The organism is Paraflavisolibacter caeni, assembly GCF_025628885.1.
Taxonomy (GTDB): Bacteria; Bacteroidota; Bacteroidia; order Chitinophagales; family Chitinophagaceae; genus Flavisolibacter; species Flavisolibacter caeni.
The window spans coordinates 66,412-75,284 of sequence record NZ_JAOTIF010000031.1 but is presented as its reverse complement, the minus strand read 5'-3'; the positions used below and the strand labels follow the sequence as shown (position 1 = coordinate 75,284).

The 8,873-nt window shown below is 39.1% G+C and carries 9 protein-coding genes; 8 read left to right on the top strand and 1 reads right to left on the bottom strand.

Annotated elements, in window-relative coordinates:
- The first annotated feature begins 599 nt into the window (after positions 1-599).
- Positions 600-1,064, top strand: a complete 465-nt coding sequence (locus tag OCK74_RS24430) for a cation transporting ATPase C-terminal domain-containing protein (protein ID WP_279299730.1) — start codon at positions 600-602, stop codon at positions 1,062-1,064.
- A gap of 59 nt (positions 1,065-1,123) precedes the next feature.
- Here the strand turns inward: OCK74_RS24430 and OCK74_RS24425 are convergent, their stop codons facing one another.
- On the bottom strand, positions 1,124-1,825 hold the full coding sequence (locus OCK74_RS24425; RefSeq protein ID WP_279299729.1) for a Crp/Fnr family transcriptional regulator: 702 nt from the start codon (positions 1,823-1,825) through the stop codon (positions 1,124-1,126).
- 120 nt (positions 1,826-1,945) lie between these two features.
- Between OCK74_RS24425 and OCK74_RS24420 the strand changes: the two genes are divergently transcribed.
- The 7 genes from OCK74_RS24420 to xyl3A all read left to right on the top strand — a co-directional run bounded on the left by OCK74_RS24420 (position 1,946) and on the right by xyl3A (position 8,866).
- Positions 1,946-2,596 carry a class I SAM-dependent methyltransferase gene (locus OCK74_RS24420; RefSeq protein ID WP_279299728.1) on the top strand — a complete coding sequence of 217 codons (651 nt, stop codon included), beginning with the start codon at positions 1,946-1,948 and terminating at the stop codon, positions 2,594-2,596.
- Between the two features lie 117 nt (positions 2,597-2,713).
- The gene (locus OCK74_RS24415; RefSeq protein ID WP_279299727.1) at positions 2,714-2,959 is read left to right on the top strand and encodes a hypothetical protein; all 246 of its coding nucleotides are present in this window, start codon (positions 2,714-2,716) and stop codon (positions 2,957-2,959) included.
- A gap of 14 nt (positions 2,960-2,973) precedes the next feature.
- A complete protein-coding gene (locus OCK74_RS24410) occupies positions 2,974-4,662 on the top strand; it encodes a SulP family inorganic anion transporter (RefSeq protein WP_279299726.1) in 1,689 nt (562 codons plus the stop codon).
- Positions 4,663-4,744: 82 nt separating this feature from the next.
- A complete protein-coding gene (locus tag OCK74_RS24405; protein ID WP_279299725.1) occupies positions 4,745-5,149 on the top strand; it encodes a DUF983 domain-containing protein in 405 nt (134 codons plus the stop codon).
- 235 nt (positions 5,150-5,384) lie between these two features.
- On the top strand, positions 5,385-5,681 hold the full coding sequence (locus OCK74_RS24400; protein ID WP_279299724.1) for a DDE-type integrase/transposase/recombinase: 297 nt from the start codon (positions 5,385-5,387) through the stop codon (positions 5,679-5,681).
- Between the two features lie 54 nt (positions 5,682-5,735).
- Positions 5,736-6,032 carry a hypothetical protein gene (locus OCK74_RS24395; protein ID WP_279299723.1) on the top strand — a complete coding sequence of 99 codons (297 nt, stop codon included), beginning with the start codon at positions 5,736-5,738 and terminating at the stop codon, positions 6,030-6,032.
- A 167-nt stretch (positions 6,033-6,199) separates the two neighbouring features.
- A complete protein-coding gene (xyl3A, locus tag OCK74_RS24390) occupies positions 6,200-8,866 on the top strand; it encodes a xylan 1,4-beta-xylosidase (protein ID WP_279299722.1) in 2,667 nt (888 codons plus the stop codon).
- Positions 8,867-8,873 lie beyond the last annotated feature (7 nt).

The following is an 8,873-nucleotide window of genomic DNA, read 5'->3' as shown; positions in this document are numbered from 1 at the left end:
CTTCCACTAAATTTATCATCTAAACATTATCTTCAAAGAACTTCTTAACTTCTAACCGCTAATCTAAAGGTCGCATCAGAAGCAATTAATTAGTTTTGGTCATAAATAGGTGGGATGTTCAAAGGTCATTGCTTTCCAAAGGAGATCATTTTACATGCGGTTTATTTTAAACTACGGTTTAGTTTAAGCTACTGGATGTTGAAGAGTTGCTATCCATAAAAAAGTTGTGGTTAAAAGTTGAAGACTTAATGGTTGGGCTGTTGCATGATAATGGGTATCTCAGGAAAAAAAGGAAAATAACGGTGGTTCGGAGCAGCCTAAGCGATGCATTGAAACATTGTTTCAAATTGCATTAGTATTGGCGAGCGCTTAAATGAGCAGACGGATACAAAAGCCTATATTCTGGCTTCAGTAAATTCAATTATACCCTGTGTTCTTTTAAGTGTCGTTGTTCGCGAATGGAGGCTTATTCCTGCTTAATTATGCTTGTATATTTATGGCTTTAGGTGCCTACTACATGTCAAAGAGAGGTGTCATTACAAGGCAACCTCAAACTATTGAATACCTTGGTGCCATCTCAGTAATTTTTAGTATTGATCATGGGACCTACCTGTTCTGTTTTTTATGAAAGGGAGCCTGTTGAAGAAAACCTTTTGCGTACCCAAACGAAGAACCGTTTCAATGGACTTTTCAAAAGCGGAGAGTTACTCATGAGTATCATTCAGGGATTGATGATTACTGGCAGTGTTTTGTTGTTGTATTATATTTTCATGAGGCAGCATTCCCTGGCGCTAACCCGGACGATTGTTTTTACAATGCTTATCTGCAGCAATGTCTTTCTTACGTTTGCCAATCGGTCTTTTACGGAAAACATCACTCAAACTATCCGTTACCAGAATAATCTTGCCCTTCCTATTTTTATCATCTCTGGTTGCTTCCTTGCCTTATTTCTTTTTGTGCCTTTTATAAGAGCGCTCTTTGGTTTTACGCCTTTAACATTGTTACAATTTCTTATTTGCGCAAGCAGTGCCCTCATCAGCTTGGCTTGGTTCGAAGTTTATTAAACTTATCGGAAAAAAGCTGTATGGGCGGTTTTGTTTTTGTAGAATTTTTCAGATTTACTTTACTGATTTACAATGGAAAGTAGTTTCTTGATGTCTTTAATAATGATTTTCCTTCCCTTGGTTTCTAAAATTCCTTCTTCTTTAAAATCTTTGAGTATGCGTAAAATATTTTCTCTGACTGTTCCTACAAGACTTGCTAAATCCTCTCTTGACATGTTAATTTCCACATCCATGCCAGGCACAAAGTTTTGTTTATACTTTTCCCGCAATAATACCAATTGCATAGCAAATCGTTCTCTTACACTGCGTTGAGCAAACAAAGCAAGGCTATTGGCAAATACGGCAAACTCATGACTTAATGTTTTCAGTAAGCGTCGTGCCAATACTTTAGAAGTATTCAGAACATCCATAAAGTTGTCCTTCGGTATGAAGACAATTTTACTGTTCTCCAAAACTGCAGAACTATCAGGATATCGTTCTTCAGCCAGCAAGGCATGAAATCCAATCAGTTCCCCAGTGTTGGCTACGTAGACGATTTGTTCACGTCCCTCTTTATCCACCTTATACTTCTTTACTTTACCTTCTTTTATAAAAAAAATGCCAGTAGGATAGGCTCCTTCTCGAAATATTACCTGACCCTTGCTGTAAAGGTGCTCTGTTGTGTGGGCAAAAAGCATTTCAAGCTCCTCTTCAGGCAAATCGTTCAATACGGAACCACTTTTAAAGTCCCATTTGTCTATTGGGAAAACACCTTTTAGCATAACTCAAACAAAGTTAACCCCTTAAAAAGTAAAATAAGTTACTAATAAAGGTAAAAAAGAGCACATTTTGAAGTGATAACGTTTACCGCAGGCCCTTATAAGGGATGGTAGCTTTGCACTATGCGACAATCAACCATTTTCAAACAACCCAAAGCACACAAAAGAGACTTGTATTTTACAGATGATCATGAAGGGATTGACTTCTTTAGAGATGATTTACATTTCGATAAGTTGTATCCGAAGAACATACAGGCTAAAGCTGTCAGGCATTGGACACCATTGGATGTAGCACGAACTGCGGCTGAATTTTTAGCTCCACACAACAATGTTCACGTTTTAGATATTGGAAGCGGCGTTGGAAAATTTTGTTTGGCTGCGGCCCAACATAAACCCAATGCTGTTTTCTACGGTGTGGAACAGCGAAAAGATTTGGTTGACTATGCTATTGACGTTAGTTGTAAGTTTGACATATACAATGTTTCGTTTATTCATGGCAATTTCACCCAATTAGACTTCAGGCAGTTTGACCATTTTTATTTTTTTAACTCCTTTTATGAAAATTTAAAAGGAACAGAAAAGATTGATTATAAGATTGAGCACTCTCTATCACTATACAACTATTACAACCGCTATTTATTTAAACAATTAGAACAAAAACCAACTGGCACCAGAATAGCGACCTATCATAGCCTGGAAGATGAAATACCCCCTTGCTATTATGTGGTGAAAACAGAATATAATGGTCTTCTGAAATTTTGGGTGAAGGTATAAAAGATACGCCTGCTATGTAAATAGCTACGTTTGGAGTTGTTGTCGAAAGCAATACTATTATTTAATAAAACTCATTTTTTATATATGTCAATAATGGTGAAAATTTACCAAAGTCATATGATTAACGAACTATTGAATGCTGCTTCTTTCGCAGAAGTGAAGTATAAGATTGATGCTACACTATTAAAGCTGAAGGATCAGAACATTCTCGAAAGTAGGATAATGAAATTTATGGATGACACAATCATGGAATTGAAATCCTTAAACCAAACCAAACTTCCCTATCAACAATATGCAAATATTATTACTGCCAAGGTTCACCTTACAGAACTCCAATTGCAAATGTTTAATGTGATTAATTGAATATCTCAATAGCCATGTTTAAACCAAAAATTTTAGATACTCTTAAAAATTATAGCAGAAGGCAATTCTCAAAGGATCTGATTGCAGGTCTTATTGTGGGCATAGTAGCCTTACCCTTAGCCATTGCCTTTGCCATAGCCTCCGGTGTTTCTCCTGAGAAAGGACTTTTTACAGCAATCATTGCAGGCTTTATTATTTCTGCTTTTGGTGGCAGTAGGGTGCAGATTGGCGGTCCTACAGGGGCTTTTATTGTTATTGTTTATGGGATTGTTCAGCAGTATGGGATGAATGGACTGATTATCGCCACGTTTATTGCAGGCTTCATGCTAATGCTTATGGGCTTTGCCCGCTTTGGTAGTGTCATCAAATTCATTCCCCACCCTCTAATTGTAGGTTTTACCACAGGAATAGCAGTCATAATCTTTTCCTCACAAATGAAAGATTTTTTTGGTCTTTCGATGGGAGCAGTACCGGCAGACTTTATAGAAAAATGGAAGGTCTATTTTCACCATGTTTCAACCATCAATTGGTATGCGATTGCTATTGGTGCAGGAACAGTCATAATTATTCTTCTTTCTCCTAAACTGACCCGTGTGGTACCTGGTTCTTTAATTGCAATTTTGCTTGCAACCATTGCGGTACAGATTTTTCATTTACCGGTTGAAACAATTGGCAGTCGCTTTGGTAGTATACCATCGTCTTTGCCTTTGCCGATGATACCTCACCTGGATTGGGATATTATAAAGAACTCCATCCAGCCTGCTTTTACAATAGCTATTTTGGGCGGGATTGAGAGTTTGCTTTCAGCCGTGGTAGCCGATGGAATGATTGGCGGCAACCATAAAAGCAATCTTGAATTGGTGGCACAAGGTGGTGCCAACATCGCTTCAGCCTTGTTTGGGGGCATTCCTGCAACGGGCGCTATTGCTCGTACGGCTACCAATGTCAAGAACGGAGGCAGAACGCCCGTGGCAGGAATGGTCCATGCGCTTACCTTATTTATTATCATGTTAGCGGTAGGCAAATGGGCTACCCTAATTCCCATGAGCTGCCTTGCTGGTGTGCTGGTGATTGTAGCTTATAACATGAGTGAATATGAAACCTTTATTGACATAGCTAAAGGCAGCCGCAGCGACGCAGCCGTATTGGTTACTACTTTTTTATTAACGGTATTATTTGATCTGACACTGGCAATTGAAATAGGAATGGTGCTGGCTGTTTTTCTTTTTATGCGCAGAATGATTAAGATAAGCAATGTTAGTAACCTGCTTCAGGACCAGAACGATAGCAACATTGACGATAAATCAATCAGCAAATACAAAATTCCTAAAGAAGTGGAAGTCTTTGAGTTATCAGGTCCAATGTTTTTTGGTGCCGCCTACAAGTTTAAAGATGCTATAAAAGTAATTGAGAAAAAGCCAAAAGTGTTGATTGTCCGCATGAGAAACGTTCCGGTTATTGATTCAACAGGCATCCACACCATTAAAGATGTATTGCATATGTGCAGGCACGATAAAATACAATTAATTGTTAGTGGCATTCAACCACCGGTTTTGGAGGAGTTTCGTAAAGCAAGGCTGCTATTTCAAATTGGTAAAAGATACGTGACCGATGATTTTGAAACCGCCTTACAAAGAGCTGGTGAAGTATTAGCAAGAAACGTAAAAGAGTACACCAATAAATTTCCCACCATCCAAAATTGACTAATTGTAGATTTAGTTCAAAAAGTACTTTTATCACTTTTGTACCTGCCTATAATTTATAACATTTGCAAACCTTTTATTAATGAATAACGAAGAAAAGAAGCCAGGGTATGTATCCAGTATTTTGAAATTAAAATGCCCCTGTTGCAGAAAAGGGAATATGTTTCTGACAAAATCATATAGTAAGCACTTAATGAAAATGAGAGATCATTGTGAAGTCTGTGGGCAACCAATGGAGATTGAGGTGGGTTTTTATTATGGAACGAGCTACGTTAGCTATATTATTACTGTTTTATTAAGTGCCATAAGTTTTGTAGGGTGGTGGATTTTAATAGGGTTTTCATATCAAGATAATCGTTTTTTGTATTGGGTGGTTACAAATGCCATTGCTTTAATAGCAATGCAGCCCTACCTGATGCGGTTTTCAAGAACACTATGGTTATCTTTTTTTGTAAAGTACAATCAAGGCAATATTTTTAAACCATAAAAGTTACCTTTCTAAAAATCAATATTCCAGTAATTTTTAAGCTCTTAGCCTGCGGATGTTCAGGCACTCCTGATGCGCAATACTTTCCTTATGTTAGTGCCCAAGAGACCTGTCATAAAACAGATGCAAGTTGATTTACTATATTCAACGATAGTAGTAAGGGTATTTGTGTGGGCTCTGTCGCAGCTGCGAATGGTTTATTACCTTAGGGCTAAACCGATAAAATGTTCATTGGATGTATCGAGCTGTTAATAAAGCAGGAAACCCAATTGATTTTCTGTTCACTAAACGAAGAAATAAGTTTGCGGGTCATGAGTTTCTGATGAAAGTCATCAGTGAAGTAACAAATAGGAGAGAAGTGTATAGTGAGAAAACCTGGTTTTACTTGAGGTTCTTAATTAAGTCCTTGATTATCAGGAAAAAAGAAAGGTTTCACTTTTCAGTAGAACCTTCTTTCGTGACCCCGTCAGGATACAAACTTTTTTTGGGAACCCTTATCCAGCGCAGGTTTCAAAAGAACTTTTATGATTAGGGGTCCGAATAGGTCTAAAAAATAAGCCCCTTTTCAAGTGGTGCACAGGAAAGATTGACGAAAACACGGAACAGGATAGTTCTGATTTTCGCAACTCTGTTCCCCGCTCCAATAGGAAGCAAGCAGGAATTATGGGCCTGCGGTGTTACCTATCTGCGTAGCAAAATCGGCCGGCAGGAGGAAAGCAAAGATGCTGGTGGGGGAGATTTTTATGCAAGAGTGTACGAAGCCGAAAGACCGGAAGTGTTTTTTAAATCTACACCGCATCGTGTTGTAGGGTACAATCAAAAAGTAAAAATTCAAAAAGAGCCATTATTGTCTTTGTATTGTGGCCAACACAATCAACTGTAGGCCATGAATTATTTCTCGGCTTGAACATTTGAAGCATAAAAATCTTCAAATGTGCCATTGATGCAGAAATCTTTGCCAGAATTTTAATTGTAGAAGATGCAAGAGAGAAGTATAGTGTAAGAAAGATTTCAAAGTAGGCTACAAAAAATATATTGGTAACAACCAGAATGTCGCAAACAATTACTGTTGTGAAATACATTGTTGCGCATCAGCACTTCTGGAATGGTTTAAATGCAGAAATTATGAGAATGACATTTATCCTGACATTGTTTTTATCCACATATTGCTTTGCACAAAAGTTTCCTTATCAAAATCCCAAACTAAGTTCCGAAGCCCGTGCCAAAGATTTAATCTCAAGATTAACCTTACAGGAAAAAGCATCGCTGATGCAAGACCAATCACCTGCTATCCCACGTTTGGGAATTAAAAAATTCAACTGGTGGAGTGAAGCCTTGCATGGTTTGGCTAATAACAATGATGTAACTGTTTTTCCTGAACCTATCGGTATGGCAGCATCGTTTGATGATACGCTTGTTTATAAAATCTTCAACGCTGTTTCCGATGAAACCCGTGCCAAGTACAACGAGGCAAAACAAAAGGGACAGGAAAACCGCCGCTTTTTAAGCCTTTCGGTTTGGACGCCAAACATCAATATTTTCCGTGACCCTCGTTGGGGACGTGGACAGGAAACCTATGGCGAAGACCCTTATCTCACTTCACGAATGGGTGTTTCGGTAGTCAAAGGATTGCAAGGCCCTGCCGATGCAAAGTATCGAAAGCTTTTAGCTTGTGCCAAGCACTATGCCGTACATTCGGGACCCGAATGGAGCCGCCATGAGCTTAACCTGAATAACGTGAATCCACGTGATTTATGGGAAACCTATCTGCCTGCATTCAAAGCATTGGTTACAAAAGCTGATGTCCGTCAGGTCATGTGTGCCTATCAACGTTTGGACGATGAACCTTGCTGTGGCAACAGCCGTTTGCTGCAAACCATTCTCCGTGATAATTGGGGCTTTAAATACCTTGTTGTTTCGGATTGCAGCGCTATTACGGATTTTTATACCAGTCATAAAGTTTCCTCCGATGCAGTACATGCAGCAGCAAAAGGGGCGTTGGCTGGTACCGATGTAGAATGTGTGTGGCAGGGTTATGCTTTTGAAAAACTGCCTGAAGCTGTTGAAAGAGGTTTGATATCAGAGCAAGAAATCAACAAACATTTGATGAGGGTACTGGTAAGCCGTTTTGATTTGGGCGAAATGGACGATGATGCTTTGGTACCGTGGTCAAAAATTCCAATGTCAATCGTCAACAACGAAGAGCACAGGAAACTGGCCTTGGACATGTCAAGAGAAACGATGACACTTCTTCAGAACAAAAACAATATACTTCCTTTCAACAAATCAACAACAGAAATTGCTGTCATTGGTCCCAATGCTGATAATGAGCCAATGTTGTGGGGCAATTATAATGGTAAGCCAAAGAGAACCATTACCATTCTTAGCGGAATTAAATCCAAGCTTCCTGCAAACAACGTTGTATATGATAAAGCATGTGATTTGGTAGAAAACAAAGTAACCCAAAGTTATTTTTCAAAGACAATAATAGACGGCAAAAAAGGTTTTAAAGCCGCATACTGGAACAATCGTGAATTGAAAGGCGATGTCGTTGCTACCGACCAAATCACCAATCCCTTGAAATTAACCACTGCCGGTGACCACGAATTTGCATCCGGGGTTAAACTGGTTGATTTCTCTTCCAAATACGAAACAGAATTTGAAGCTCCCGAGACAGAAGAAATTGTTTTCAAATGTGGGGCCACAGGATACTTTGAACTGCTCATAAACGATGCATCCATTGCAAGTTATAACAACTGGCGTACGCTGCCTTCAAGAATTCCTTACAAGGTTGAACGTGGTAAAAAATATAAGATTGAAATCCGGTATGCGCAACTGAACAACTGGCAGGCAAATCTTGAATTTGATTTTGGAAAAGAAGTGGATATAGATTTCTCTGGCCTTATCAACAAACTCAAAGGTGTAGAAGTAGTGGTATTTGTTGGTGGTCTTTCTACTTTACTGGAAGGTGAGGAAATGCCGGTATCGTATCCCGGTTTTAAAGGCGGCGACCGTACGGATATTCAGCTTCCGGAAGTTCAACGCAATTGTTTAAAAGCATTGAAAGCTGCAGGCAAGAAAGTGATCTTTGTGAATTGCTCTGGATCTGCAATGGGTTTAGTTCCTGAAACTGAAAATTGCGTTGCAATACTTCAGGCATGGTATGGAGGTGAAAGCGGAGGGCAAGCAGTTGCCGATGTGTTGTTTGGTGATTACAATCCATCAGGAAAATTGCCTGTTACTTTTTATAAGGACACGACGCAATTACCCGGTTTTGAAGATTACACGATGAAAGGAAGAACATATCGCTACTTGTCGTCCGACCCGCTGTTCCCATTTGGATACGGATTGAGTTATACAAGCTTCTCCATTGGCAATGCCCAATTAAGCAAAGCGAAGATCAAAAACGATGAAAACATTCACCTTACAATACCTGTTTCCAATACCGGCAAACGTGATGGTGTTGAAGTTGTACAAGTGTATGTGCACAAGATGAATGATAATGATGGTCCACTCAAAACCTTAAGAACCTTTCAAAAAGTTAAGGTAGCTGCAGGTAAAACTAGTCAGGTGGTTATCCATCTTCCGAATACCGCATTTGAATTTTTTGATAGAGCTAGTGGTAAAATGGCTGTGGCTCCAGGCGAATATGAATTGTGGTATGGTAACAGTTCCAATACAAAAGATTTGAAAATGGCAAAGATTACCATTCAGTAGGAAAAGC